Source organism: Azospirillum sp. UENF 111221 (genome assembly GCF_058780625.1).
On record NZ_JBSNCH010000005.1, the window covers coordinates 1,525,816 to 1,549,655 of the forward strand.

The window sequence follows — 23,840 nt, forward strand, 5'->3', positions numbered from 1 at the left end:
ATTTCTTTAAATTATCCTATAGAACAACTCGGACTTAATACTTAAGTCCCGAAGACGAGGTTTTACCCCCTAACTCTCGTTAATCTGCCGTTAATTTTGAAGATCGACAGTCCCCTCTATCCATGCGGAGAAGCCGGGGGAAAGACTTTATGCAGACGAAATCCATCCAATCCAAGATTGCGATGCTGTCGGGCTTCTGCCTGGCAGGCACCGTCGCCGTGCTGGTCGGCTTCGCCGTACTGTCGACCCGCTCAAGCAATGAGTTCGTCACCGGGAACGTCGAACGGATCCTCGAAAGCAAGACGACGGAGTCCCTGCAGAATCTCGCAGCGACCCAGGCCGGCTTGCTGCGGTCGGAGTTCGACACCGCGCTGAATGCCGCGCGGACGATGGCGACCGGCTTCTCCAGCCTCGCCGACGACGGGGCGCCCGGCCATGTCCCGCCGGACCGGCGGCGCGAAGCCTTCAACGGCGTGCTGCTGTCGGTGCTGAAGCGCAACCCGCTGTTCAACGGCACCTATTCGGCCTGGGAGCCCGACGCGCTCGATGGCCGGGACGAGGAGTTCCGGGGCCGCCGCGAGACCGGCACCGACGCCACCGGCCGCTTCATCCCCTACTGGAACCGCGACCAGAACGGCCGCATCGCCATGCAGCCGCTGGTCGAGTACGACAGCCGCGACCGTCATCCCAACGGCGTGATGAAGGGCGGCTGGTACATCGGCCCGCAGGAGACCGGGCGGGAAAGCGTGCTCGACCCCTTGCCCTACATCGTGCAGGGCAAGCAGGTGTTCCTGGCGACCCTATCGGTTCCGGTGGTCATCGGCGGCAAGTTCCGCGGCGTGGCCGGCGCCGACTTCAACCTCGACTTCGTCCAGCAGCTGTCGACCAAGGTCAGCGCCGCGGTTTTCAACGGCCGCAGCCAAGTGGTCATCATCAGCAACATGGGTCTGATCGTCGCCCACAGTGCCCGGCCCGACCTGATCGGCCAGTCGATCTCCACCTTCGACGTCTCCTGGCAGGCCGATCTGGCGAGCGTCCAGGCGGGCAAGCCGCATGTCGACATCGAAGCCTCCACCAACATGCTGCGCAGCTTCGCTCCCATCACGCTCGGCAACACCGAGAAGCCGTGGGCCGTTCTGGTCCAGGTGCCGAAGGACATCGTGCTGGCCGACGGCATGGCGCTGTCCATGGAGTTGGGGGAGCGGGCCAATTCTAACATCCTCTGGCAGGTCTCCGTCGGCGCCCTGGTCGCGCTCGGTGCCGTCGCGGTGATGTGGGTGGTCGCCGGCGGCGTCGCCCGGCCGATCCGCGCCAGCGTCGCCTTCGCCGAGGGCATCGCCGCCGGCCGCTTCGACCAGACGCTGGACATCCGGCAATCCGACGAGGTCGGCGCGCTGGCCGAGGCCCTGCGCAAGATGATGGCCGAGCTGAAGCGGATGATCGACCAGCGGGCGGAGGATCAGGCCAAGGCCGACGCCGAGCGCCGCAAGGCCATGCTGCAGCTGGCCGACACTCTGGAAGCCCAGGTGATGAACGTGGTGGACGGCGTCGACCGCGCCGCCCAGTCGATGACCGGCACCGCCCAGACGATGACCGCCACCGCGACCCAGACCAGCCAGCAGGCCGGCGTGGTCGCCACCGCCTCCCAGGATGCCAGCAGCAACGTTCAGACCGTTGCCAGCGCGACCGAGGAGCTGTCGGCCTCGATCCAGGAGATCGGCGAGCGCGTCAACCGTTCCGCCCAGATCGCCCGCGAGGCGGTCGAGGCCGCCCAGCAGGCCAACGGCCAGGTCCTGAGCCTGACGGAGGCGGCGGAGAAGATCGGCACCGTGGTGCAGCTGATCCAGGACATCGCCAGCCAGACCAATCTGCTGGCGCTGAACGCCACCATCGAGGCCGCCCGCGCCGGAGAGGCCGGCAAGGGCTTCGCCGTGGTCGCCCAGGAGGTGAAGAGCCTCGCAAGCCAGACCGCCAAGGCGACGGAGGAGATCGCCGGCCACGTCACCGGCATGCAGCGGGTCACCGGCGAGACCGCCGGCGCCATCAAGGGCATCGGCGGCATCATCGCCCAGATCGACGAGATCTCCACCGCCATCGCCGCCGCGGTGGAGGAACAGGGCTCCGCCACCGCCGAGATCGCCCGCAATGTCCAACAGGCGGCCAGCGGCACCCAGGAGGTGACCAAGACCATCGCCGATGTCCGCAGCGCCGCCGTCGAGGCCGGCCACTCCGCCGAGAACGTCCTGTCGGTTTCCGGCCAGCTCGCCAACGATGCCGGCCGCCTGCGCAGCGCGGTGAACGGCTTCCTGTCGACGATCCGCGCGGCGTGACGGGCTGATTGATCGCGAAAATACGAAAGGCTCCTCCACCGGCCGGTGAAGGAGCCTTTCATCGTTACGAACCTTGCAGCCCGCAGATCGGCTGTCAGGGATCAGATGTGCAGCGGACGCCCGTCCACCGCCAGCGCCGCTTCCTTGACCGCTTCCGACAAGGTCGGGTGGGCGTGGCAGGTACGGGCGACGTCTTCGGCCGACGCGCTGAACTCCATGGCCAGCACCAGCTCGCCGATCATCTCCGACACGTTCGGGCCGATCATGTGGACGCCCAGCACCTTGTCGGTGGCGGCATCCGACAGGATCTTCACGAAGCCGTCGGTGTTGCCGCCGGCACGCGCGCGGCCGTTGGCGGTGAACGGGAACTTGCCGGCCTTGTAGGCGACGCCCGCGGCCTTCAGCTGCTCCTCGGTCTTGCCGACGGCGGCGACTTCCGGCCAGGTGTAGACGACGCCGGGAACCAGGTCGTGGTTGACGTGGCTCTTCTGGCCGGCCAGCTGCTCGGCGAGCGCGACGCCCTCCTCCTCGGCCTTGTGGGCCAGCATCGGGCCTTCGACCACATCACCGATGGCGTAGATGCCCGGCACGTTGGTCTGGAAGTGGTGGTCGATCTTGACGCGGCCGCGGTCCAGCTCGACGCCCACCGCCTCCAGGCCGAGGCCCTCGGTGTAGGGGCGGCGGCCGATGGCGACCAGGACGGTGTCGGCCTCGATGGTCTGCGCGGCACCGCCGGCGGCGGGCTCGACCGTCAGGCTCACGCCGGTCTCGGTCACGGACGCGCCGGTCACCTTGGTGCTCAGCTTGAAGTCCATGCCCTGCTTGGCGAAGATGCGCTGGGCCTGCTTGGACAGCTCGTTGTCCATGGTCGGCAGCACGCGGTCGAGATACTCGACCACCGTCACCTTGGCGCCCAGCCGGCCCCAGACCGAGCCCAGCTCCAGACCGATCACGCCGCCGCCGATGACGACCAGATGCTTCGGCACCTCCGGCAGCGACAGGGCGCCGGTGGAGGACACCACGCGCTTCTCGTCGATGGCGATGCCCGGCAGCGGGGTCACGTCGGAGCCGGTGGCGATGACGATCGCCTTCGACGCGGTGATGGCGCCGACGCCCTCGACCTCGACGGTGTTGGCGGCGGTGATCTTGCCGGCACCCTTCAGCCAGGCGATCTTGTTCTTCTTGAACAGGAACTCGATGCCGGTGACGTTGTCCTTGACGACCTTGTCCTTGTGGGCCTGCATGCCCGGCAGGTCGAGTTCGACGCCGCCGACCTTGATGCCGAACTTGGCGAGGCCGTGGGCCGCTTCCTCGAACTTCTCCGACGCCGCCAGCAGAGCCTTGGACGGGATGCAGCCGACGTTCAGGCAGGTGCCGCCCAGCGTCCCCCGCTTCTCGACGCAGGCGACCTTGAAGCCGAGCTGCGCCGCGCGGATCGCGCAGACATACCCGCCGGGGCCGCCGCCGATCACAACGACGTCAAAAGTGCTTTCAGCCATGAGAGGCTTTCCTTTCGCCATTCTTGCTCGTTGCCAAAAGCCGTCCCATCCAGCGGGGAGGGCGCGCGGGATCATCCGCGGGGCGATTTATGCCCGCGCTCACGCCCCGTGGCAACGGGACACTTCGTCTCTGGAGGCAGGGTTGCCCGATGGTGGGAGGTCAGAAGCCGAGGTCGCGGTAAAGCTCCGCCAGCGGCATGTCGAGACCGGCGGTCTCCAGCACCAGCCGCCCCTCCTCCTCCAGCACCTCGGGTGCCGCGGGCCAGAGATCGTCCGAATCGCGGCGGTGCAGTTCCGCCCGGACGGCCCGCGAATCGAGGAACAGGATCTCGCGCACCGACGGCATGGCGGCATAGGCGTGCAGCTTGGCCCGCTGCGCCTTCTCCTCCGTCGGCGACAGGATCTCCACCAGCAGCACCGGTGCGGTGGTGTAGGGGATTTCCGGGTTGAAGGGTTCGCAGGTCACTGCGAGGTCGGCGACCCGGTAATTGTGCGTCGGGTCGAAATGCGGACGGACGCCGGCTTCCGGCAAAACGACACAGGATTGGCCGGTGCGACGGTTGCGGTCTTCCAATGAATTGCCGATCCGGCGTGTCAGCGCGCCTTGCAGGGTGCTATGCGCCCGGCTGGGATGGCCCTGAGCGACGATCCCGCCATCGACGAGTTCATACCGGGCGTCGTCCCGGAACTCCATCGCCAGGAATTCCTCGACGGTCGTCAGCGGGGTGAAGCGGCGGGCGAGCGGCATGGCGGTCTCCGATCCGAATGGCGTTCGGGAACAGTGCCAATGTAGTCCATTGCGGCATGGAAGCGAAGGGCACCCCTTTTGCGCAAGTCCCCTCCCCTTCCGATTCCGGAAACCTTTACGGCCCCGCTTGCGTTCAAACGGCATCACAGCGCCACCGCAACGGAGACCACCGCCATGACCACCATCAAGAAGTTCGCCCTGCTCGCCGTCCTGGGCACCCTGCTGGGCACCACGCTGGCCGCCTGCAACACCGTCGAGGGCGCCGGCCAGGACGTGCAGGCCGGCGGTCGCGCCATCGAGCGCGGCGCCGACAACGTCCAGAAGAAGATGTAATCCCGAAGCCTTCGCGGCTCCGGGAACCTCCCCCGGAGCCGACCCCAAAAAGCAATGGCCTCCCATGCGTTCGATCCGAACCGCATGGGAGGCCATTGCTGTGTCAGAGGGTCGGTGCCGCGGGTCGGACCGGTTGCCGGGCTCCCGCGATCCGCGTCAGCGGTTCCTGGCCTTGCGCGCGGCATAGCGGGCATCGCGGGCGGCTTTCGCCTCCGCCGCCGCAGCCATCTGGCGCTCGGCCTGCTCGGCAAGCCCCTGAACCGCCAGCGCTTCGCGGGCAGCCTGCTCGGCCTGTTCCGCCTTCAACGCTTCCTGCTCGGCGGCCTTGCGGGCATCGCGCGCGGCATTGCGCTCGGCCTCGCGGGCCTCACGGGCGATGCGGACGGCCCGCCGGGCCTCTTCACGCTCCGCGAAGATCGGATCGTTCACACCGGGCTGCGCCTTGAACTTTTCCAGCAGTGCCTTCTTCGCGCCGGCGGCTGCGCTCAGACGCTCCGAAAGCCCTGCATTCTTGAAACCGTTCATATCCATCCATTTCTGAAATTGGTCACGCCCGCAGGCAGACCATCAAGCAAGTCTCATATCGGGCCGAACCGCCGAAAGATGCGATTGGCAGGACCGCCAAAGGCAGAGATGCGGCGCCAGGGACGAGCAGTCCCGGCTGCGGCGCTCCCGATTTCCAGTACAAAAAAAGGGCGGCCGGAGCCGCCCTTTCTCTTCGACCCTGCTGCGCTCAGAGCGCGCGCAGGTTCTCGGCCGCAACCTTGCCGCGGCGCGGATCGCGGATCGCGTCGAAGGACAGCTTCTGGCCTTCACCGAGGTTGCTGATGCCGGCGCGCTCGACAGCGGAGATGTGGACGAACACGTCGGCCGTGCCGTCTTCCGGCTGAATGAAGCCAAAGCCCTTGGTCGAATTGAAAAACTTGACGGTACCGATAGCCATGGGTCAGTTCCCTTCCTGGCGTTGCCCCCGCGCGAAGTTGCGCAGGCGCATCAATTTCACTTCGGGGAAGAGACCCAAATCCGCAGGACGGATCGGAATAACAAAGCCCAGAGCAACGTCGACCTCCCTTAACTGGGGCATGGGCCGAGCGGTTGCAAGTGACAATCGCGATGGGCCGACATGCGATCCCGGCGGACGCGGCCCGCCGTATCGTCTCACCCCTTCATACGCTTGATGGTGTTTGTCGTGCTCTGTCCCTGGACCAGATCGGCCAGCACCACTTTTCCGCCATAGCTCTGGACGAAATCCGCCCCCACCACCGTCGCGATGGTGTAGTCGGCCCCCTTGACCAGCACGTCGGGACGCAGGGCGTGAATCAGCGTCTCCGGCGTGTCCTCGCCGAAGATCACCACCAGATCGACGCAGCCCAGCGACGCCAGGACCGTGGCGCGCGCCGTCTCGTTCTGGACCGGCCGGCTTTCGCCCTTCAGCCGCTTCACCGACGCATCGCTGTTCAGCCCGACCACCAGCACGTCGCAGGCGGCGCGGGCCTGCTTCAGCAGCGCGATATGGCCGGGATGCAGCAGGTCGAAGCAGCCGTTGGTGAAGCCCACCCGCTTGCCGCGCAGCCGCCAGCGCTCCGCCCGTTCCGCCGCGGCGTCGCGGGTCAGCACCTTCTCCTCGCCATGGCGCCACTGCTGCTCGTGCAGGCCGGACAGCAGTTCGGCCGAGCGGACCACCGCCGTGCCGACCTTGCCCACCACGATGCCGGCCGCCAGATTGGCAAGCCGCGCCGAATCGACCAGATCGATCCCCACCGACAGCGCGGCGGTCAGCGTCGCCACCACGGTGTCGCCGGCGCCCGACACGTCGAACACCTCGCGCGCCTCGGCCGGCAGGTGCACCGCATCCTCGGCGGTCACCACCGACATGCCCTGCTCGCTGCGGGTGGCGACGACGGCGCCGATGCCGCAGGTGGCGATCAGGTGGCGGGCGGCGGCGATCACCTCCTCGTCGGTGCGCGCCGGCAGGCCGGTGGCCTCCATCAGCTCCTTGCGGTTCGGCGTGACGATGTCGGCCCCGCGATAGCGCCGGTAGTCGCGCCCCTTCGGATCGACCACCACGGTGCGCCCGGCCTGCCGCGCGGCGGCGATCACCGCCACCACCAGCTCGTCGGTCAGCACGCCCTTGCCATAGTCGGACAGGATGACGCCGCCCACCTCGGGCAGCAGGCCGCGCACACGCTCCAGCACGCGGTCGGTCACGGTGATCGGCACCACCGTCTCGATGTCGGTGCGCAGAAGCTGCTGCTGGCCGGCGATGAAGCGGGTCTTCACCGTGGTCTGGCGCCCGTCCTCCATCACGATGGCGCCGTCGCTGACGCCCTCGCGCCGCAGCAGGGCCAGCAGATCGGTGCCGACGCCGTCGCGCCCGACCACCGAGACGAAGCGGCAGTCCGCCTCCAGCGCCACCAGATTGGCCGCGACATTGCCGGCGCCGCCCAGCTTGGGCACTTCGCGGTCCACGCGCAGGACGGGAATCGGCGCCTCCGGCGACACCCGGTCCACCGAACCATAGACGAAACGGTCAAGCATCACGTCGCCAAGGCACAGCACGTTGGCGCGCGACAGGGTGTCGATGTGACGGGCAAGGTCGCTCATGGCGCCTGTCTTACCAATGCCAAAGCGGTAACGCCAGAGGACAAGTTTGCGCCGGCCGGAATGAAGGCATCAGGAAAAAGCGGGAACGTCCCGACGCAGATCGCCGGATCCGCGGGCAAAGGTCAGGCTGATCGCTCCGTTCACCTCCTCCGCACCGGCAGTCCCCGCCGCCGGCTCGACGGTCAGGCCGGCATCGGCCAGCGCTGCCTCGAAGATCCCGGTCCGGTCGCCCGGCAGCGCGAAGCGGATGGTCGCCATGATGTCGGAGAACAGCGTGTGGTCGACGATCCAGCCCCCGGCCGCCCCCAGCGCATCGGCGACCGCGGTCAGCGCCGCATTGCGTTCCATGGTGGTGACCGCCTCGTATTTCAGGAAATTCCGCATCGCACATCCTCCGGTCATGCCGCCTTCCGACATCCGGGCCGCTGACGGCCGCTTAGTGTAGAAGATGACTGTCCGGCGCGTAAGGTCACGCGCCCTCTCCGCCAGCACATCCGGCACATTGCGAGCCACCATGCCCCGTCCCATCGTCGCGACCAGCCTGTCGGCCAAGCTCCTGCTGCTCACCATCCTGTTCGTGCTGCTGGCGGAGGTGCTGATCTACGCCCCCTCCATCGCGCGCTTCCGGATGAGCTACCTGGAGGAGCGGCTGGCTGCCGCCCACATCGCCGCCTTGTCGGTGGAGGCGGCCCCCGACCTGATGGTGACGAAGGAATTGCAGGCCAAGCTGCTGGCCTACACCGGCACCCACGTCATCGACCTGATCCAGCCGGGTGCCCGCGTCTACATGCTGTCGCGCCCGATGCCGCCGCAGGCCGATGCGGTGTACGACCTGCGCGGCACCGGCATGGGCATGCAGTTCGTCGATGCCGGCAACGCCCTGTGGCTCGCCCTTGAAGGCGCCCTGGGAGGCGCTGTCGGGCCGCAGCGCAACCGGGTGATCCGGGTGATCGACCGGTCGCCCAACGACCCGGCCCAGCGCGTCGAGGTAACGATGGATGAGCGGCCGCTGATCGACGCCATGCTCGATTTCTCCCGCCGCATCCTGGCGGTGTCGGTCGCCATCTCGCTGATCGCGGCGATCCTGGTCTATGTCACGCTGCATGCCCTGCTGGTGCGGCCAATGCGTCGCCTGACCGCCGAGGTGGTCGCCTTCCGCCGCGACCCCGACGGCGCCCCGCCGCTGGTGCCCGGCACCCGCGCCGACGAGATCGGCGTGGCGGAGCGCGAGCTGGCCGCCATGCAGGGCACGGTGCGCGCCGCCCTGCGCCAGCGCGAGCGGCTCGCCACGCTGGGCACCGCGGTGGCGAAGATCAACCACGACCTGCGCGGCATCCTGTCCACCGCCTCCCTCCTGTCGGAGCGGCTGACCGAGAGCGCCGATCCGGAGGTGCGGCGGGTGACGCCACGGCTGGTCGCCTCGCTGGACCGGGCGGTGGAGCTGTGCAGCCAGACCCTGTCCTTCACCCGCGACGGCGTCCTGCCGCTCTCTCCCGCGCCTACGGACCTGCGCCGGCTGGTGGAGGAGGTCGGCGCCGAGGTTCTCGCCACCGCCCGGCCCGACGGCGGCCGGGTGGAAGCGGACTGGGTCAACGACATCCCCGCCGGCACGCTGGCGCAGGTCGATGCCGCCCAGCTTGGCCGTGCGCTCGTCAATCTCGGCCGCAACGCGGTGCAGGCCGGCGCCGACCGGGTGCGTCTCTCCATCCAGGCCGGGCAAGCCGACCGTCTGACCCTGACCGTCGCCGACAACGGCCCCGGACTGGCGCCGCGGGCGCGGGAGAACCTGTTCCAGCCCTTCGCCGGATCGGCGCGGGCCGGCGGAATCGGGCTCGGCCTTGCCATCGCGCGGGAGGTGTTGCGCGCCCATGGCGGTGAGTTGCGGCTGGTGGAAAGCGACGCCGCCGGAACGGCCTTCGCCCTTGACATACCGCAATGCAATGCGGACAGCGGTGCTGTAGCCGTTGCAGCGCACAAGTCGTTTGTGTCGCATTGATTCTGCCGGGTTCGTCCCGCAGAATTCCTTCAAAGCCGAAGCGTTCGCGAGCAGCCCGGCGGGGCGGGAGGCGGGCGCTTCCCCACCGCCAACGCCTTGTTCTGAAAGGACTCCGCGACGTGAAAGCCTTCTCCTTCTGGATCAACCCCATCCTCGCCGGCATCATGGCCTTCGTCGGGCTGCTCGCCTCCTCGCGCGCGGCGGACGAGGCCTTCGCGGCCGGTGGCCTGATCGTTTTCCTCGGCTGCGTGCTCTTCATCTTCGCGTCGATCGGCCGCTATTTCGACCGTCTGGGCTCCGCCCACTGACCCTCGCGCCAAGCGACCGGTAACATGAAGGCCGGGTGAACCACCCGGGTGGGAGCAGGCGCCCAACGAAGCGGGTGCCACATGACATGCTCTATGACATGGGCAACAAGGGCGGACCCCAACGCCTTCGCGACCATCGATGTCCTGCGCCGCCGTCCCGTCATGGACCTGACGGCGGCGCTTCCCTTCTCTCCGACACCGCACACCGTCGTCGATCTCTGCTGCGGAGCCGGACAGCTGTCCCGGCTGCTGGCGGCGCGCTGGCCCCAGGCCGACGTGCTGGCGGTCGACCATTCCCCGGCGATGCTGCGCTGGGCCGCCGACACGCCGTCGCGCGTGCGCTACCAGCAGGCCGATCTCGGCGAATGGCGCCCGCACTGGCCGGTAGACCTCGTCATCTCCGTCGGCGGGCTCCACCATCTGGGCGGGCACGAACGGCTGTTCCCCGACCTGCTGCAGTCGCTCAGCCCCGGCGGCGTCCTGGCCGTCGCCCTGCCCCGCCCGCAGTCCCAGACCGCCCACCGCCTGCTGCTGGAAACCGCTGCCGACGGCCCATGGTCGGACCGGCTGCACGATGCCTGGCCCGCGGCGGAGCAGACGGAAAGCCCCGGCCACGGCGCCCAGGACTATTATGACTGGCTGTCTCCCCAAGGCGCCGTGATCGACCTTTGGGAGACCGAGTATTTCCACGCGCTCGACGGCGACGTGCCGCTTCTGCAATGGCTGCACCAGTCGGCGCTGGTTCCGGTGATGGACCGTCTGGCCGGCCCCGACCTCGACGGCTTCCTTGCCGCCTACCGCCGCCGGCTGGAGACCGCCTATCCCGAACATTCCAGCGGCGGCGCCTTGATACCGACCAAGTGGCTGTTCCTGTTGGCGCAGGTGTGAGGACTCCGCTGCCGGCCCATCACTCGACCAGCCGGATCTCCGTCGTCGCGACGCCGGAGGCCCCGACCGCCACGGCATAATCGTCGAAGCCCGGCGGGCCGAAGCTGCCGCGGGCGGAACGGCTGAATCCGTGCGGTTCGGCCGGGATGCCGAACAGGCCGGTGGCCATCTCCCCATTGTTGTCGAGATCCTGGAAGGCGATCAGCCCATAGCGCCCGGCCGGCAGGTCCGGAAACACCACCTGCACCTCGGTCCCCAGCGCCGCGACGAAATAGCCGGCGCGCGGCGCCTTCGCCTTCTGCGCCTCGGCGCTGTCGAACAGCGCGACCATCACCTTGCCCTGATTGGGCTTGACGTTGCGGACGGTTGCGCGGAGTTCCCCGGCCGCAGCGGTTCCCGCGCCCGATCCCAAGGCGGCCAGCGCCAGCAGCGCCACCGGGGCAATCGTCCTTGTGAACCAACTTGTGAACCGTCGCCGTGCCGTCATTCCCCGTTCTCCCCTGGCGGCACCCGACCGGCCGGGTGCTTCGCGGTACAGTACGCGACCATGACGACCGTAGATCAGCCCGTCCCTTAGACGCCCTCTCCGCGGAACGGCCGCGACAGCAGCCCGTCGATGGTCTCGTCCAGCCCGGCGCCGCGGTTCAGGATGGCGTCGACGGCGGCGCAGATCGGCATGTCGACGCCCAGCTTCGCCGCCAGCCCGACCACCGCGGCGGCGGTATAGACGCCCTCCGCCACCGACCGGCGCACCGCCAGGATCTCGGCCAGCGCCTTGCCTTCGCCCAGGGCCGCCCCCAGCGACATGTTGCGCGACTGCAGGCTGGAGCAGGTCAGCGTCAGGTCGCCCAGCCCCGACAGCCCCATCAGCGTCTCCGCCCGGCCGCCGAGCGCCAGCGCCAGCCGGGTGATCTCCGCCAGCCCGCGGGTGATCAGCGCCGCCCGCGCATTGTCGCCGAGCCGCCGCCCCTCGACCACGCCGCAGGCGATGGCCAGCACATTCTTCACCGCCCCGCCGATCTGCGAGCCGACGACATCGTCCGAGCGGTAGGGACGGAAGGTGCGGCTGCCCAGCGCCGCGACCAGCGCCGTGCCGAGGTCATGGTCGGCACAGGCCAGCGTCACCGCCGTCGGCAGCCCGCGCGCCACCTCCGCCGCGAAGGTCGGACCGGACAGGATCGCCACCGGATTGCCGGCCGGCAGCGACGCCGCCACCGCCTCGCTCATCAGCGCGTGGCTGTCCAGCTCGATCCCCTTGGCGCAGACGACGACCGGCGCCCCCGGCTTCAGAATTGGTGCCAGCCGCGCGGTGACGACGCGCGCATGCTGGGCCGGCGACACCAGCAGCACCGCGTCGCAGCCGCCGAGATTGGCCAGCTCGCCGGTGACCCGCAGCGCATCGGGCAGCGGCACGCCGGGAAGATAGTCGCGGTTCTCGCGGCGGATGCTCATCGCCTCCACCACCGCCGGCTCGCGCGCCCACAGCACCGTCTCCCGCCCGGCCCGCAACGCCGCCAGCGCCAATGCCGTACCCCAGGCGCCACCGCCGACGACGCCGATGCGGTTGAGGGTGGAGATGGGCAAGGCACTCATGGCAGGTCACCTACGCGGGAAGAAAAGGATAAGTGCGCGTCCATCACGCCTTCACCCCCGCACCCACGCCTGCACGCCCGATCACCGGCGCCGCGTTCGGGTCCAGCGGCCAGCGCGGACGGGGGGCGAAGTTCAGCGGGTCGCTCTCGCCCATGCGGAAGCGCTCGATCCCGGCCCAGGCGATCATCGCCGCATTGTCGGTGCACAGGCGCAGCGGTGGGGCGACGAACGGCATGCCCTGTTTTTCTGCAAGGATCGACAGCCGGCTGCGGATCGCCTTGTTGGCCGCCACGCCGCCGGCGACCACCAGGGCGCCGCCCTGCGGATGGTCCTCCTTGAAGCGGCGGATGGCACGGGCGCAACGGTCGGCCAGCACCTCCGCCACCGTCGCCTGGAAGGCGGCGGCGAGATCGTCGCGATCCGCATCCGACAGCACGCCGCACGATGTGCCGCCCAACTCTTCCACATGACGCCGCACCGCAGTCTTCAGCCCGGAGAAGGAGAAGTCGCAGCCCGGACGCCCCAGCATCGGCCGCGGCAGCTCGAAGCGCGCCGGGTCGGTGGCGCGCGCCGCCGCCTTCTCCACCAGCGGCCCGCCGGGATAGCCCAGCCCCAGCAGCTTGGCGGTCTTGTCGAACGCCTCGCCGACCGCATCGTCGATGGTGGTGCCGAGCCGGCGGTAGCGCCCAACGCCCTCGACCGCCAGAAGCTGGCAATGTCCGCCCGACACCAGCAGCAGCAGGTAGGGAAAGGCGACATTGTCGGTCAGCCGCGCGGTCAGCGCGTGGCCTTCCAGATGGTTCACCGCAACGAAGGGCAGCCCGCGCGCCGCGGCGATGGCCTTGGCGGTCATCACGCCGACGATGACGCCGCCGATCAGCCCCGGCCCGCCGGTGGCCGCCACCGCATCGAGGTCGCCGAAGCCGATCCCGGCCTCGTCCATGGCGCGGCGGATCAGCCCGTCCAGATGTTCCAGATGGGCGCGGGCGGCGATTTCCGGGACGACACCGCCATAGGGCGTGTGGTCGTCCAGCTGCGACAGCACGACGTCGGCGCGGATTTCGCGCGCGTCGGTGACGATTGCGGCGGCCGTCTCGTCGCAGCTCGTTTCGATTCCAAGAACGATCATGGCGCCAAATTAGCCGCCTTGGCGGTCCGGGTACAGGATGGAGTTGCGGGCGGCCCGGCACCCACCCACGCGCATGAAATTTGATCCGCCTCAATCTTATGTATGAGGAGCCGACGAATCCTTGCAAAGCTGCGCGGATCCCCTAGAACACGCCCTATGACGACCCACCCGCTCCGTATCGGGACGCGCGGCAGCCCGCTGGCGCTGGCGCAGGCCCATGAAACCCGCGACCGCCTGATCGCTGCCCATCCGCATCTCGCCGCGCCCGGCGCCATCGAGATCGTCGTCTTCAAGACCACCGGCGACCGCATCCTCGACCGCACCCTGGCGGAAGCGGGCGGCAAGGGCCTGTTCACCAAGGAGCTGGAGGAGGCGCTGTTCGACGGCCGCGCCGACCTTGCCGTCCATTCGATGAAGGACGTGCCGACCCAGCTTCCCGACGGGCTGGAGATCGCCACCCTGCTGCCGCGCGAGGATCCGCGCGACGCCTTCTTCTCGCGCACCGGCTGTGGGCTGGCCGATCTGCCGCCGGGCGCGGTGGTCGGCACCGCCGGCCTGCGCCGCCAGGCCCAGGTCCTGGAACTTCGTCCCGACCTGACGATCTTCCCGCTGCGCGGCAACGTGCAGACCCGCCTGTCCAAGCTGGACGCCGGCGAGGTCGACGCCACCCTGCTGGCGCTGGCCGGCCTGCGCCGCCTCGGCCTGACCGACCGCATCACCGCGGTGCTGGAACCGGAAACCATGCTGCCGGCGGTGGCCCAGGGCGCCATCGGCATCGAGATCCGCAGCGACGACGACACCACCCGCGCCCTGCTGGCTCCGCTGAACTGCGATGAGACCATGGTCCGCGTCACGGCGGAGCGCGCTCTGCTGGCCGCGCTGGACGGCTCCTGCCGCACGCCCATCGCGGCGCTGGCGATGCTGGACGGCGACGGGCTGCATCTGCGCGCCAAGGTGCTGTCGCATGACGGCAGCATCATCTTCCGGACCGAGCGCCGCGGACGGCCGGACGAGGCCGAGTCGCTCGGCAGCGATGCCGGCACCGAGATCCGGGCGCAGCTGCCGCCCGATTTCTTCGTCGCCGCCCCCCACTGATCCCCCGCTCCGGTCAGGTTTTCCGCATGACGGAAAAGCAGCCCGAACCGCCCCGTCGCAACCCCCGTACGCGCCTGCTGGTGACCCGTCCGGCGGAGGATGCCGAGCCGCTGGTCCGCCGGCTGGAGGCGCTCGGCCATGCGGTGGCGGTGGAGCCGATGCTGTCGATGGTCTGGCTCGACGGGCCGGAACCCGACCTATCGGACGTACAGGCGCTGCTGTTCACCAGCGCAAACGGCGTACGCGCCTACGCCAAACGTACGAGCCGGCGTGACCGTCCGGTGCAAGCCGTCGGGGACGCCACGGCGCGGGCGGCGCGGGCGGCCGGCTTCGCCGACGTCGACAGTGCGTCGGGCGACGTGTACGCGCTGGCCGAGCGGGTGCGCTCGCTGCGCGATCCGTCCGCCGGGACGCTCCTGCATGTGGCGGGAAGCAAGGTGGCGGGCGACCTTGCCGGCCTGCTGGGGGCGGCCGGTTTCACGCTGCGGCGCAGCGTGATGTACGATGCCGTACCCGCGCTAACCCTCTCGGAGGATACCGCGACATTTTTGCGTACGTCCGCACTCGACGGCGTGTTGTTTTTCTCTCCCCGTACCGCAACATCCTTTGTTAGGCTGCTGGCCGAGGCGGGGCTGGTCGACTGTTGTCGTACGGTCGATGCGTTCTGCCTCAGCCCCGCGGTCGCGGAGGCTGCCCGTGCGTACGGCGGACAGGGAGAGATGCCGTGGCGAAGCGTACGGGTGGCGGCTCGGCCGGAGCAGGACTCCCTGCTCGATCTGTTGCCGGTCGCCGGGTAACCCCGGCGCGGTCCGGCCGTACGGCTTACGCCTCCGGTGCTTCCGGATGGTCGGCTCAGCCGTACGGGGGACGAGGGGGACCGGTCAGGGGGCTGTGACGTTACAACGAACAACAGCGAACCGAAGGTACAGCCCATGACCTCTCGTCCAGGCTCCGAACGCCCCGGCACCGACCGTGACGGCGACGGCGCCAGCACCGGCAATGCGGCGGTCGACCGCATCGTCGAACGTTTCGGCGGCATCCGCCCGATGGCCCACAAGCTGGACACCCCGGTGACGACGGTCCAGGGCTGGAAGAAGCGCGGCGCCATCCCGCTCGCCCGCCATGCCGACCTGCGCGCCGCCGCCGCCAAGCACCGCATCAAGCTGGACGACGCCGACCTGGACGCGGCGACCCCCAGCGAGGACCGTCCGGCGGATGCCTCCGCGGCCGCCGTCATCATCCCGCCCGTTACCACGATCGACGTGGTTCCGGTGGTCGAGCCGATCCCGGCCGCCTCCCCGGCCGACACCATTCCCGGCACCATCTCCGACGCCGACACCCCGGCCCCCAGCGCGACCGCCGGTGCGGTGACCGAGCTGCAATCCGCCGATGCCCTGATCCCGCCGGCAACGCCCATCGGCGCCACCGACAGCCTGGGCGACCTGCCGAAGAGCGACGCGGAGAAGGCCGAAGACACGAAGACGGATTCCATCAAGTCGGGCGGGACGAAGACGACCTCTTCGACCACCAGCTGGACGCCGTCCGGCAGCACCGGCAGCGCGGGCTACAGCCGCAGCGCCGATGCCGAGCCGGTGCGTCCGACCATCGCCCCCACCCCGTCCTATATCGAGGAGCCGCGTTCCGGCGGCGGTTTCGCCACCGCGCTCTCGGTCGTGGCCCTGCTGGTCGGCGCCGCCGCCTTGTCGGAGCCCTGGTGGGGTCCGGCCCTGCCCGGCTGGCCGGCAGCCCCGCCGCCCGCCGCCTCCGGCGCCGCGCCCGCGCCGGCCGATCCGGCGCTGCGGTCGCAGATCCAGCAGCTGGCCGACCGCCTCGGCAAGCTGGAGCAGCGTCCGGCCGCCGCCGGCAACGGCAGCGCCAGCGTCGATGTCTCCGCGCTGACCCAGCGGATCGATGCGCTGGAGAAGCGCCCGGCCGCCACCCCGGACACCGCCGCCGCCGCCAGCGCCGCCGATGCCCAGAAGGCGCTGGCCGACCGCCTCGCCGCCCTGGAGCAGAAGGTCACCGCCGCTTCCGGCAACGCCCAGGCCGCGCAGGAGCTGCGTGGCGAGGTCGACTCGCTGAAGCAGCAGGTCACCAGCGTCAATCAGGCCGTCAGCGAGCGGCAGGACGCCGCCACCGCCGCCCAGGCGCTGGTGCTGGCCGCCGGTCAGCTGCGCGCCTCCCTGTCGGGCGGGCAGCCGTTCCAGCAGGATCTGCAGGCGGTCCGCGCGCTCAACATCGCCGATGCCGGCGTGACCCAGCCGCTCGACGCCGTGGCGCCCTATGCCGCCAAGGGCATCCCGACTCGCGCCCAGCTGACCGACCGCTTCCAGCCGCTGGCCGGCGAGATCGTCCGCGCTGAAATCCGCGGCGAGGGCAACAGCTGGATCGACTCGGCGGTCGGCAAGCTGTCCACCCTGGTCACCGTGCGCCGTGAGGGCGGTGGGGTTGTCGGCACCACCGCCGACGCCGTCGTCGCCCGCGCCGAGGCCGCTCTCTCCGCCGGCAACTTGGCCAAGGCGGTGGAGGAGCTGTCGACCCTCCAGGGTCCGGCCGCCCAGACCGCCGCTCCGTGGCTGGCCGACGCCAAGGCGCGCGTGGCCGCCGATCAGGCCGCACGCCAGCTGAACGACCGCGCCATCGCCCTGATGACCACCGCCGCCGGCGGGAAGGGGACGGCCCAATGATCCGCGCCCTCTGGTTCCTTCTGAAGGTCGCGGTGGTCATCGCCGCCGCGATCTGGCTTGCCGACCGTCCCGGCACCGTCAGCGTCCATTGGCTGGGCTACGCCGTCGAGGCGCCCTTCTGGGTCGCCCTGCTGGTCACGCTGGCGACGCTGGGCATCGCGGCGCTGGGCTACCGCCTGCTGCGTGGCGTCATCCGCACGCCGCAGCGGCTGCGCCGCCACAGCCGGGCCCGCCGCCGCGAGCGCGGCTACCGCGCCCTGACCCAGGGCATGGTCGCCATCGCCGCCGGCGACGCGCCGACGGCGCGCAAGATGGCGCGCAAGGCCGACGGCCTGCTGAACGAGCCGCCGCTGACCATGCTGCTGTCGGCCCAGGCCGCCCAGTTGCAGGGCGACGAGCGCGCCGCCCGCCAGTATTTCGAAGCGATGCTGGAACGGCCGGAAACCGCCTTCCTCGGCATGCGCGGGCTGCTGACCCAGGCGATCAAGTCGGGCGACCGGGTGGAGGCTCTGAACCTCGCCCGCAAGGCGCGCGGGCTCCAGCCCAACACGCCCTGGCTGCTCAGCACGCTCTATGACCTGGAGGCGCAGGCCGGCGACTGGGCTGCGGCCGAGGGCACCCTGCAACAGGCGATCCAGAGCGGGGCCATCCCGACCGAGGAGGGCCGCCGCCACCGCGCCGTCCTGCTGCTGGAGCGCAGCTTCGAGGCGGAGCGCCGCGGCCGTGCCGACGCCGCCCTGTCGCATGCCCAGGCGGCGCACGACATGATGCCCGGCTTCGCCCCCGCCGCCGTGCGGCTGGCCCGCCTCCAGGTCGCCGCCGACCGGCTGAAGCCGGCCGCCAAGGTGGTCGAGCGGGCGTGGCGCCACGCGCCGCATCCGGAACTGGCCGACATCTACCGGACCATCGTGTCCAGCTATGACGCGCTGACCCGTGTCCGCCTGTTCCAGAAGCTGGTGCGTCAGGCCCCCGATTCGGCCGAGTCCCACCTCGCCGTCGCCCAGGCCGCCATCGAGGCCCAGCTGTGGGGCGAGGCGCGCCAGCACCTGAACCGCGCCATGGAGATCGGCCCGACCCGCCGCACCTACCGCCTGATGGCCGAGCTGGACCGCGGCGAGCGCCATGACGAGGAGGCGGCGAAGGACTGGCTGGCCCAGGCCGCCGCCGCGCCGGAGGATCCGGTGTGGACCTGCGGCTCCTGCGGAGCGGTCAGCCACAATTGGGGTGGCCTGTGCGGCCATTGCGGCGCCTTCGACAGCCTGACCTGGAAGACCCCGACGGTGGCCGTCCCGGTGATGGAACCGACCGACATCCCCCCGGCGCTGGCCCGTCCGGCGACCGCGTAAGGGATCGTTGCAGAGCACGAGAAAAAGCGCCCTTCCCCACCGGGAAGGGCGCTTTTTCTTTATGGGACAGACGTAGGCGTCGGCGGTCTCCCGTCCACCGCGCCTGCGATCTCCCCGAGCATCGCAGCCCTACCGCATCCCCTCCGGACCGACGCGGTCCAGCGGCAGTTCCTTCATCGCCAGCAGGCGGTCCAGCAGACGACCGCCCGCCGGTGGGGCCGCGGCCCGGGCAGCACCACCAGCGGCACCGGCCGTCTCCGCAACGGGCGCCGCGCTCTCCAGCCGGGTGTTGTCGATGCGGTATTCGCCGCCCGACAGGCTGTTGACGAGCTGCTCCTTCGGCGACGGGCCGGCCACCACATTGCCGTCGGCGACATTGCCGTGCATCCGCCCGGCCTGTCCGGCGCTGGGCACCCATTCCAGCCGCAGGAAGCGGTCCTTGCCGTCGTTCATCACCGTGATGTTGTCGGCCACCCGGTTGTTGTCGCCGCCATGCAGGAAGATCGCCGCCATCCCGGTGTTCTCCAGCAGATTGCCCTGCACCGTCACGCCGCTGGTCATGTCGTCGAGATAGATGCCGAACCCCTTGTAGCGGGCCAGCCAGCGCCCCTGCGCATCGGTGGCGAGCCCACCGGTGTCGCGGATGTCGTTGAAGCGGACGAAGCTGCGGGTGTCGTTGCCGCTGCGGCCCAGCATCTCGATGGCGCCGGCATCGGCGGTCTGGCGCGCGGTGTCGCGGATGCGGTTGAACTCGATGGTGTTGTCGCTGTTCACCGTCTGCGGGTTCCAGTTCTTGATCGAGATGCCGTAGCGGGCCGACCGCCGGATGTCGTTGTGGGCGATCAGCGTGTTGCGGATGCCGGCCCCCATCACGCCGCCGCTGAAGAAGCGCACCTCGCCGATGTCGCTGATGCGGTTGGCGAGGATGCGGTTGTCGCTGCTGCCGGGCGCCAGCACCACGCCGGAGCGGCCGAGATGCTCCATCCGGTTGCCCGACACCTCGGTCCGGCTGGCGCCGTCCAGCATCACCGCGGTGCCGACCAGGGCGAAGCGGTTGCCGGCGACCCGTGCCCCGCTGCCGCCCCTCACCACCACCGCGTTGCCGTCCCACGGCACGTCGGTGAAGGTCAGCCCTTCCACCGACACGTTGCGGGCATTGTCCAGCCGCAGCAGCACCGGCTGCCGCGCCACCACCAGATCCGCCCCGGCGGCGTTCAACCCGGTCGGCGGCTTGACCAGCAGGCGCTTCGCCCTGGCGTCCCAGGCGAATTCGCCCGGCCGCGTCAGGAAATCGGGATGGCCGAGCAACCGCACGGTCGAACCGTCGCGGTACGGATACTGCCCGTCGCCGTCGAAGCTCAGCAACCCGCCGGGGTCGGCCGACACCACCCCCAGCAAATCGTCGGACAGACGTTCGCGGTCCAGCGCCTGCGCCCGCACCCCCGGCCCAGACCAGCCGGCCTTCAGCAGGCCGGGAGGCAGCCGCATCTGCCGCTTGCTCCCCTGGCTCTTGGGATCGGACTGCACAGCCTTGGCCGGGAACCAGCCGCTGCGCGGATCGCCGGGCGTGAAATCGCCGCTGCGTGCCGCGTCCAGGCGCAACCTTTCACCGGGGCCGCCGATGGACACGTCCAGCGCCGGATCGCGGGTCAGCGGCGCCGACAGCACGCCGTTGGCCGTCTGCGCGCCGCCGACCGCCTCGCCCCCCGACAGCACCGGCTGCTCGCCCTCCACCGCGGCCAGCCGCAGCCCCGGCAGCGACGCATCCACCACCAGCGGGGCGGTCAGCCGATAGGTGCCGCCGTGCAGCCGCACGGTCGCCGGCCCGCTTCCCTTGGCGGCGGCCAGCGCACGGGCCGGCGTGGCGAACGGACCGTCGCGCCCATCGGCCGACGGTTGGGCAAGGCGCCCCGACCAGCGGTCGTTGCCGGTGGGCGAGACGTAGAAGGTCGTCTCATTGGAACTTGTCTGTGCCGCCAACGCCGGCCCCCATCCGGCGGCGGTCAGCAGAAACGCGGACGTCAGCAGAACCCGAGGCAGGATTTGGGCCGCTCCACTCCGAAGACGAGTTTGGGAACGGAACATGGGAGAACCTCCTCCAAAATGGCGGCCGGGCGAAACAGCCGTGAAGGCCGCCGAAGGGGGAGACTGACCCAGGCCAACGGCACCGGCAAAAGCGCGAAGGGGGTGTGCGGGTGCGAAGGGGCCACGCCCTCTGCACACCTGCCCGACCGGGACGGGACGTATAGGCTGGCTTTTCATCCTAGCCTGACCGGCCGGTCGTACCCGTTTGCCTGCGGATCGCCTGTCTGTCCAGGCGGAGCCTACAACCGGGGACGGTTTGCCGATGATCGAAATGGCGCTGATCGCGCAGGTCCTGGTGCTGGTGCTGGTGACCGCGGTGTACCTCAGCTCCGGCAGCGCGTCGATGTTCCATCCGCTGACGCTGTACCTGATCTTCCACACCCTGGTCTTCGTCATGCGGCCGGTCCTGGTCCACACCCAGCATTTCGACGATGTCTGGCTGTTCATGGGATTCTGGCCGAGCGAGCAGCAGTTCGTCATGACGCTGGTGGTCAGTTCGGTGGCGTTGATCGCTTTTTCCGCCGCCTGCATCTGGGCGGGTCTGGTCCGGCCCGATTGGACCCCGAACGGCGAGCCGGCGCCGGCCTTCACCTTCGACCGCGTCGACATCGTCGCCTTCCTGACCACCGCGGCGCTACTGGGTCCGCTCGCCATCTATTCGGCGGTCCAGCGCCAGGGCGGCGCCAGTTTCGACGGCACCGGCGACGTGCAGATGGAGCGCGACCCGCTGACCGGCCAGCCGATCTACACCAACACCACCGGCTACATCGCGGAGGCCCATTCGATGGGCCTGCCGCTGACGCTGGGGCTGATCTGGGTCTGCCGCTTCCACCCGCTGTCCTTCATCCCCTTCGCCGGCTTCGTCGCCTACCGCGCCTATCTGGGCTGGGGCCGCTGGGCCATCATCATGGGCATCCTGGGTCTGGTGCTGCTGATGCTGTACCGCAGCCGCACCAAATGGTTCCGGCTGTGGCATGTGCTGGCGGCCATCCCGGTGATGGGGCTGTTCACCGTGCTGGGCAACAACCGCGACGCCTTCCGCGACGTGCTGGCCGGCGACGCGCCCGCCTCCGTCCTGCTGAAGTTCAACGGCGGCAGCGGCAGCGGCCGGGCGCTCGACGCGCTGGCCGGCCAGGATCTGGCGAACTTCGACTTCCTCGCCTACATCCTGTGGGTGGTGCCGAAGCAATCTGCGACCTACACCTGGTTCACCCAGTATCTGCAGCTGTTCACCGAGCCGATCCCCCGCCTGCTGTGGCCGGGCAAGCCGGTGGGCGCGCCGGTGAAATGGGTGGACCTGAACGACTACGGCGTCTTCTACAACCTGACCACCTCGCTGCCCGGCGACGGCTGGATGAGCGCCGGCTGGATCGGCATGATCGTCACCATGGTGGTGGTCGGCCTGATCCTCGGCCGCCTGCACCGCTGGTTCTGGACCAGCGGATTCCGCAACCGCTATGCCGTGCTGTTCTATTGCGCCTTCCTGCCGCTGTGCCTGCAATGGTTCCGCGACGGCAACATCACCATTGTGAAGTTCGGCTTCTTCTCGCTGCTGCCGATCCTGCTGTGGATCGGGCTGACGCGAGCCTTGCGCGCCTGGGGCATCCTGGACGACGACCCGCTTCGCCCGGTGGTGGCACCGCCCAATTACGTCGGAAGGAGGCCGTCATGACGCTGAGCGTCAGCGCCGTCATCGCCACCTACAACCGCGGGCCGGAACTGCGCATCGCGCTGACCCGGCTGATGACCCAGACCACCCCGCCGATGGAGATCATCGTCATCGACGACGGCTCCAGCGATGGCACCGGCGCCATGATGCGGGCGGAGTTCCCCACCGTCCGCTACGTCCGCCAGCCGCACAATGGCGGGCTGATCCTGGCCCGCAACTTCGGTTTCGTGAACACCACCGGCGACTGCATCCTGTCTGTCGACGACGACAGCTGGTTCGAGGATCCGGACGGGCTCGCCCGCTGCGTCGCCTATCTGGAGGAGAATCCGGAGGTCGCCGCCGTCGCCTGCAACATCGAGACGCGCGACGGGCTGGTCTATTTTCCCAAGGGCGCCGCTCCGTTCGACGTGCCCTGGTATGTCGGATGCGGCCATCTGCTGCGGCGAAGCGCCGTGGAGCAGGTCGGTCTCTACATGCCGGAGCTCTACCGCCAGGGCGAGGAGAAGGATCGCTGCCTGCGGCTGGTCGGCGCCGGCTACCGCGTCGTGGCATTGCCCGACGTCATGGTCTACCACGACAAGAGCGAGAAGGGCCGCAAGCCGGGGATGGAGCGCTTCTACAACCACCGCAACGACCTGATCCGCGAGGTGGCGCGCTGCCCGTCGTCGTTGATGGCGTGGCGGCTGGCGCGCAGCTGGGCCGGCAACAGCTGGAAGAACCTGCGCAACGGCCCACGCCTGACCGATCTGAAGGTGCTGCTGGCCCTGCCGGAGATCGTCCGCATCGGGCGGAAGCACCGGGCGCCGGTCAGTGTGGAGGCCTATAATCGCTGGCTGCATCTGGCGAAGACCGCGGCCCCGGCCAGCGCTGCCCCACTGGAAAGAAAATCTGCGGACAAACCCGTCAGCCGGGCTGCATCCCGCCCAGTTGCAGCAGAACGGCCCAGCCCAGCACGATCAGATTGACGGTCAGCGTCATCGCCATGCCCGGCGCCCGCGCGAAGGGATGCACCAGATACCCCGCCCAGAACAGCAGCCGCCCCAGCACGAACAGGCCGGTCGCCACCACCGCCGCTCCCAGCGAGGGCTGCGGCAGGGTGGCGACCAGGGCTGCCAGAGCCGGGACGAAGATGGCGGACTGTTCCACGCTGTTGGCCAGCACCCGCTGGCAGACGCGCTGGCCGCGCGACTCGGGATCCTCGATCGGGTTGAAGGCCTGGCTGCGGCCGCGCATCGCCATCACGCCGGCGACCATGCCGAACAGCAGCAGCGCCGGCCACAGAGCCAGCCGGGCCCACAGCGCCATCCGCGCGCCGGGCGCGTTCAGCCCCATCGGCGGCGCCACCAGCGACAGCAGCAGGACGAACAACAGCGCCGTCACCACCACCGACGCCCCGTTCAGCATCAAAGCACCGCGGAGCAGGGATTTGCGCCGGCGGGAGGCGCGTTGGTGAAGGCTGCTTTCGGACATCGGGGCGGGGCTCCGTCAAAGGGCGGCGATTCGACAAAGCGCCTGCCCCTTCCCATCTGG

Annotated in this window: 22 protein-coding genes; 11 read left to right on the forward strand and 11 right to left on the reverse strand. The window is 69.7% G+C overall.

What is annotated here, in order from left to right; genetic code table 11:
- Nucleotides 1-149: 149 nt before the first annotated feature.
- The gene (locus ACWPN3_RS21820) at nucleotides 150-2,330 is read left to right on the forward strand and encodes a methyl-accepting chemotaxis protein (protein ID WP_109445434.1); all 2,181 of its coding nucleotides are present in this window, start codon (nucleotides 150-152) and stop codon (nucleotides 2,328-2,330) included.
- A gap of 101 nt (nucleotides 2,331-2,431) precedes the next feature.
- Here ACWPN3_RS21820 and lpdA read toward each other — a convergent pair whose 3' ends face one another.
- Together lpdA and ACWPN3_RS21830 are read right to left on the reverse strand one after the other, a co-directional pair.
- Nucleotides 2,432-3,829: a dihydrolipoyl dehydrogenase gene (gene lpdA, locus ACWPN3_RS21825; RefSeq protein WP_109445433.1), complete on the reverse strand. Its 1,398-nt coding sequence runs from the start codon at nucleotides 3,827-3,829 to the stop codon at nucleotides 2,432-2,434.
- Nucleotides 3,830-3,989: 160 nt separating this feature from the next.
- Nucleotides 3,990-4,577: a Uma2 family endonuclease gene (locus ACWPN3_RS21830; RefSeq protein WP_492261740.1), complete on the reverse strand. Its 588-nt coding sequence runs from the start codon at nucleotides 4,575-4,577 to the stop codon at nucleotides 3,990-3,992.
- Nucleotides 4,578-4,751: 174 nt separating this feature from the next.
- Here ACWPN3_RS21830 and ACWPN3_RS21835 point away from each other — a divergent pair, with 174 nt between their 5' ends.
- Nucleotides 4,752-4,910: an entericidin A/B family lipoprotein gene (locus ACWPN3_RS21835; RefSeq protein WP_042692070.1), complete on the forward strand. Its 159-nt coding sequence runs from the start codon at nucleotides 4,752-4,754 to the stop codon at nucleotides 4,908-4,910.
- 156 nt (nucleotides 4,911-5,066) lie between these two features.
- On the opposite strand, the gene ACWPN3_RS21840 is transcribed toward ACWPN3_RS21835, so the two are convergent.
- The 4 genes from ACWPN3_RS21840 to ACWPN3_RS21855 all read right to left on the reverse strand — a co-directional run bounded on the left by ACWPN3_RS21840 (nucleotide 5,067) and on the right by ACWPN3_RS21855 (nucleotide 7,898).
- Nucleotides 5,067-5,435 (reverse strand): DUF6481 family protein, encoded by a 369-nt coding sequence (locus ACWPN3_RS21840; RefSeq protein ID WP_492241149.1) that lies wholly within the window; start codon nucleotides 5,433-5,435, stop codon nucleotides 5,067-5,069.
- A gap of 208 nt (nucleotides 5,436-5,643) precedes the next feature.
- A complete protein-coding gene (locus ACWPN3_RS21845) occupies nucleotides 5,644-5,853 on the reverse strand; it encodes a cold-shock protein (RefSeq protein ID WP_109052004.1) in 210 nt (69 codons plus the stop codon).
- A 215-nt stretch (nucleotides 5,854-6,068) separates the two neighbouring features.
- Nucleotides 6,069-7,514: a D-glycero-beta-D-manno-heptose-7-phosphate kinase gene (gene rfaE1, locus ACWPN3_RS21850; protein ID WP_109445430.1), complete on the reverse strand. Its 1,446-nt coding sequence runs from the start codon at nucleotides 7,512-7,514 to the stop codon at nucleotides 6,069-6,071.
- A 69-nt stretch (nucleotides 7,515-7,583) separates the two neighbouring features.
- On the reverse strand, nucleotides 7,584-7,898 hold the full coding sequence (locus tag ACWPN3_RS21855) for a hypothetical protein (RefSeq protein ID WP_109445429.1): 315 nt from the start codon (nucleotides 7,896-7,898) through the stop codon (nucleotides 7,584-7,586).
- Nucleotides 7,899-8,028: 130 nt separating this feature from the next.
- Between ACWPN3_RS21855 and ACWPN3_RS21860 the strand changes: the two genes are divergently transcribed.
- The 3 genes from ACWPN3_RS21860 (at nucleotide 8,029) to ACWPN3_RS21870 (ending at nucleotide 10,706) form a co-directional block, all read left to right on the forward strand.
- Complete coding sequence (locus ACWPN3_RS21860) at nucleotides 8,029-9,510, forward strand: sensor histidine kinase (RefSeq protein WP_492241150.1); 1,482 nt, start codon at nucleotides 8,029-8,031, stop codon at nucleotides 9,508-9,510.
- A 119-nt stretch (nucleotides 9,511-9,629) separates the two neighbouring features.
- Entirely contained in the window at nucleotides 9,630-9,818 is a 189-nt protein-coding gene (locus ACWPN3_RS21865) for a hypothetical protein (RefSeq protein WP_174471096.1), read from the forward strand.
- 93 nt (nucleotides 9,819-9,911) lie between these two features.
- Entirely contained in the window at nucleotides 9,912-10,706 is a 795-nt protein-coding gene (locus ACWPN3_RS21870) for a methyltransferase domain-containing protein (protein WP_492241151.1), read from the forward strand.
- Between the two features lie 19 nt (nucleotides 10,707-10,725).
- Here the strand turns inward: ACWPN3_RS21870 and ACWPN3_RS21875 are convergent, their stop codons facing one another.
- The 3 genes from ACWPN3_RS21875 to tsaD all read right to left on the reverse strand — a co-directional run bounded on the left by ACWPN3_RS21875 (nucleotide 10,726) and on the right by tsaD (nucleotide 13,428).
- Complete coding sequence (locus tag ACWPN3_RS21875) at nucleotides 10,726-11,142, reverse strand: DUF2141 domain-containing protein (RefSeq protein ID WP_199237551.1); 417 nt, start codon at nucleotides 11,140-11,142, stop codon at nucleotides 10,726-10,728.
- Nucleotides 11,143-11,279: 137 nt separating this feature from the next.
- Nucleotides 11,280-12,299: an NAD(P)H-dependent glycerol-3-phosphate dehydrogenase gene (locus ACWPN3_RS21880; RefSeq protein ID WP_492241152.1), complete on the reverse strand. Its 1,020-nt coding sequence runs from the start codon at nucleotides 12,297-12,299 to the stop codon at nucleotides 11,280-11,282.
- 43 nt (nucleotides 12,300-12,342) lie between these two features.
- Nucleotides 12,343-13,428, reverse strand: coding sequence for a tRNA (adenosine(37)-N6)-threonylcarbamoyltransferase complex transferase subunit TsaD (gene tsaD / locus ACWPN3_RS21885; RefSeq protein WP_492241153.1), 1,086 nt, complete (start codon nucleotides 13,426-13,428; stop codon nucleotides 12,343-12,345).
- 156 nt (nucleotides 13,429-13,584) lie between these two features.
- On the opposite strand from tsaD, the gene hemC reads away from it, so the two are divergent.
- The 4 genes from hemC (at nucleotide 13,585) to ACWPN3_RS21905 (ending at nucleotide 18,556) form a co-directional block, all read left to right on the forward strand.
- Nucleotides 13,585-14,523: a hydroxymethylbilane synthase gene (hemC, locus tag ACWPN3_RS21890; protein ID WP_492241154.1), complete on the forward strand. Its 939-nt coding sequence runs from the start codon at nucleotides 13,585-13,587 to the stop codon at nucleotides 14,521-14,523.
- A 26-nt stretch (nucleotides 14,524-14,549) separates the two neighbouring features.
- Nucleotides 14,550-15,320: a uroporphyrinogen-III synthase gene (locus ACWPN3_RS21895; RefSeq protein ID WP_492241155.1), complete on the forward strand. Its 771-nt coding sequence runs from the start codon at nucleotides 14,550-14,552 to the stop codon at nucleotides 15,318-15,320.
- A 135-nt stretch (nucleotides 15,321-15,455) separates the two neighbouring features.
- Nucleotides 15,456-17,210 (forward strand): mitofilin family membrane protein, encoded by a 1,755-nt coding sequence (locus ACWPN3_RS21900; RefSeq protein ID WP_492241156.1) that lies wholly within the window; start codon nucleotides 15,456-15,458, stop codon nucleotides 17,208-17,210.
- On the forward strand, nucleotides 17,207-18,556 hold the full coding sequence (locus tag ACWPN3_RS21905) for a heme biosynthesis protein HemY (RefSeq protein ID WP_492241157.1): 1,350 nt from the start codon (nucleotides 17,207-17,209) through the stop codon (nucleotides 18,554-18,556). The genes ACWPN3_RS21900 and ACWPN3_RS21905 overlap by 4 nt, the downstream gene beginning before the upstream one ends.
- 129 nt (nucleotides 18,557-18,685) lie before the next feature.
- Here ACWPN3_RS21905 and ACWPN3_RS21910 read toward each other — a convergent pair whose 3' ends face one another.
- Nucleotides 18,686-20,536, reverse strand: coding sequence for a right-handed parallel beta-helix repeat-containing protein (locus ACWPN3_RS21910; protein ID WP_492241158.1), 1,851 nt, complete (start codon nucleotides 20,534-20,536; stop codon nucleotides 18,686-18,688).
- Nucleotides 20,537-20,903: 367 nt separating this feature from the next.
- On the opposite strand from ACWPN3_RS21910, the gene ACWPN3_RS21915 reads away from it, so the two are divergent.
- Together ACWPN3_RS21915 and ACWPN3_RS21920 are read left to right on the forward strand one after the other, a co-directional pair.
- Nucleotides 20,904-22,313, forward strand: coding sequence for an O-antigen polymerase (locus ACWPN3_RS21915; protein WP_492241159.1), 1,410 nt, complete (start codon nucleotides 20,904-20,906; stop codon nucleotides 22,311-22,313).
- Complete coding sequence (locus ACWPN3_RS21920; RefSeq protein ID WP_492241160.1) at nucleotides 22,310-23,275, forward strand: glycosyltransferase family 2 protein; 966 nt, start codon at nucleotides 22,310-22,312, stop codon at nucleotides 23,273-23,275. Before ACWPN3_RS21915 ends, ACWPN3_RS21920 begins: the two co-directional genes overlap by 4 nt.
- Here the strand turns inward: ACWPN3_RS21920 and ACWPN3_RS21925 are convergent.
- Nucleotides 23,214-23,780, reverse strand: coding sequence for an MAPEG family protein (locus ACWPN3_RS21925; RefSeq protein ID WP_492241161.1), 567 nt, complete (start codon nucleotides 23,778-23,780; stop codon nucleotides 23,214-23,216). The genes ACWPN3_RS21920 and ACWPN3_RS21925 overlap by 62 nt on opposite strands.
- Nucleotides 23,781-23,840: the final 60 nt, after the last annotated feature.

What these genes read in the sequence shown, in the direction of transcription:
- ACWPN3_RS21820 (WP_109445434.1), top strand. Translation starts at nt 150, where the DNA reads ATGCAGACGAAATCCATCCAATCCAAGATTGCGATGCTGTCGGGCTTC.
- lpdA (WP_109445433.1), bottom strand. Translation starts at nt 3,829, where the DNA reads ATGGCTGAAAGCACTTTTGACGTCGTTGTGATCGGCGGCGGCCCCGGC.
- ACWPN3_RS21830 (WP_492261740.1), bottom strand. Translation starts at nt 4,577, where the DNA reads ATGCCGCTCGCCCGCCGCTTCACCCCGCTGACGACCGTCGAGGAATTC.
- ACWPN3_RS21835 (WP_042692070.1), top strand. Translation starts at nt 4,752, where the DNA reads ATGACCACCATCAAGAAGTTCGCCCTGCTCGCCGTCCTGGGCACCCTG.
- ACWPN3_RS21840 (WP_492241149.1), bottom strand. Translation starts at nt 5,435, where the DNA reads ATGAACGGTTTCAAGAATGCAGGGCTTTCGGAGCGTCTGAGCGCAGCC.
- ACWPN3_RS21845 (WP_109052004.1), bottom strand. Translation starts at nt 5,853, where the DNA reads ATGGCTATCGGTACCGTCAAGTTTTTCAATTCGACCAAGGGCTTTGGC.
- rfaE1 (WP_109445430.1), bottom strand. Translation starts at nt 7,514, where the DNA reads ATGAGCGACCTTGCCCGTCACATCGACACCCTGTCGCGCGCCAACGTG.
- ACWPN3_RS21855 (WP_109445429.1), bottom strand. Translation starts at nt 7,898, where the DNA reads ATGCGGAATTTCCTGAAATACGAGGCGGTCACCACCATGGAACGCAAT.
- ACWPN3_RS21860 (WP_492241150.1), top strand. Translation starts at nt 8,029, where the DNA reads ATGCCCCGTCCCATCGTCGCGACCAGCCTGTCGGCCAAGCTCCTGCTG.
- ACWPN3_RS21870 (WP_492241151.1), top strand. Translation starts at nt 9,912, where the DNA reads ATGACATGGGCAACAAGGGCGGACCCCAACGCCTTCGCGACCATCGAT.
- ACWPN3_RS21880 (WP_492241152.1), bottom strand. Translation starts at nt 12,299, where the DNA reads ATGAGTGCCTTGCCCATCTCCACCCTCAACCGCATCGGCGTCGTCGGC.
- tsaD (WP_492241153.1), bottom strand. Translation starts at nt 13,428, where the DNA reads ATGATCGTTCTTGGAATCGAAACGAGCTGCGACGAGACGGCCGCCGCA.
- hemC (WP_492241154.1), top strand. Translation starts at nt 13,585, where the DNA reads ATGACGACCCACCCGCTCCGTATCGGGACGCGCGGCAGCCCGCTGGCG.
- ACWPN3_RS21895 (WP_492241155.1), top strand. Translation starts at nt 14,550, where the DNA reads ATGACGGAAAAGCAGCCCGAACCGCCCCGTCGCAACCCCCGTACGCGC.
- ACWPN3_RS21900 (WP_492241156.1), top strand. Translation starts at nt 15,456, where the DNA reads ATGACCTCTCGTCCAGGCTCCGAACGCCCCGGCACCGACCGTGACGGC.
- ACWPN3_RS21905 (WP_492241157.1), top strand. Translation starts at nt 17,207, where the DNA reads ATGATCCGCGCCCTCTGGTTCCTTCTGAAGGTCGCGGTGGTCATCGCC.
- ACWPN3_RS21915 (WP_492241159.1), top strand. Translation starts at nt 20,904, where the DNA reads ATGATCGAAATGGCGCTGATCGCGCAGGTCCTGGTGCTGGTGCTGGTG.
- ACWPN3_RS21920 (WP_492241160.1), top strand. Translation starts at nt 22,310, where the DNA reads ATGACGCTGAGCGTCAGCGCCGTCATCGCCACCTACAACCGCGGGCCG.
- ACWPN3_RS21925 (WP_492241161.1), bottom strand. Translation starts at nt 23,780, where the DNA reads ATGTCCGAAAGCAGCCTTCACCAACGCGCCTCCCGCCGGCGCAAATCC.